General features: G+C 70.7%; 1 pseudogene. It reads left to right on the top strand.

The window, feature by feature from the left end:
• Positions 1-1,032, top strand: a pseudogene (locus tag D7X96_RS39040) (tetratricopeptide repeat protein); the annotation flags it as partial.

Below are 1,032 nucleotides of genomic sequence, written 5' to 3'. Positions count from 1 at the left end.
GCCGCATCAACGCCCCGTCCCAGCAGGCGGCCCGCACGGCGCGCACGTCGGACGACTCCGCTGCGCGCCCCACCCAGCGCCGCCCGCAGGTGGTGGTGGAAGAGGTGGAGGAGGACGACGACGAGCCGTCGTCGCGCCGCAAGAGCCCCGCCAAGAGCAACGGCAGCAAGATGCTGTCGCTCATCCTCCTCATCCTCATCCCGCTGTTCGCGGGTGGATACGGCTGGTACTCGGCGCAGGCCAAGAAGCGCGGCCGCGAGCTCAAGAAGAACCTGGACGTCGCCACCGAGCAGCTGAAGCACGACTCGTTCGCCAGCTACAAGAAGGCGTGCGAGGCGGCGGACCTGGCGCTGGAGGTGGATCCGGATTCCACCGCGGCCCACGGCTACCTCGCGTACGCGTACGCCATCCGCTGGGGCGAGCACGGCGGCGGCGACGACGCGCGCCGGCAGGCCGAGGAGCACCTGGCGGCGGCCCAGAAGGGCAAGGAGCTGTCCAGCCACCTCATCGCCGCGCAGGCGCTGATCAAGACCTACTCCGGTGACGGCAAGGGCGCGCTCTCCTCGCTGGAGACGCAGGTCAAGGAGCTCAACGACCAGAACAAGGCGTCCTCGCTCCTGTACCTCACGCTGGGCCTCATCCAGATGAACGCGGGCGACCTGGAGCGCGCGCGTGACAGCCTGGAGCGCGCGCAGGCGCTGGCGCCGGATGATCCGCGCGTCTACGCGGGCCTGGGCGCGGTGTACCGCCGGCTGGGCCAGGACAACACCGCCTGGAAGAACTACGACTTCGCCCTGCGCTACGAGAAGGACCACCCGGAGTCGCTGCTGGGCCGCTCGCTGCTGATGCTGGAGCAGGACGCGCCGAACTACGCGGTGGCCAGCCGGGACATCAAGAAGCTGCTGGAGGCGGAGCCCCCGCCCAGCCCCCGTCAGCTCGCCACCGCGCAGCTGGCGCGCTCGCTGCTCATCGCCCGCGTGGCGCTGGCCATGCCCACGCTCAAGCCGGACCAGCAGCAGCTGCTGACGGAGG

It is taken from the genome of Corallococcus interemptor, assembly GCF_003668875.1.
Lineage (GTDB): Bacteria > Myxococcota > Myxococcia > Myxococcales > Myxococcaceae > Corallococcus > Corallococcus interemptor.
Note: the sequence above shows the minus strand (reverse complement) of the source record. Positions and strands in the feature narration are given on the sequence as shown.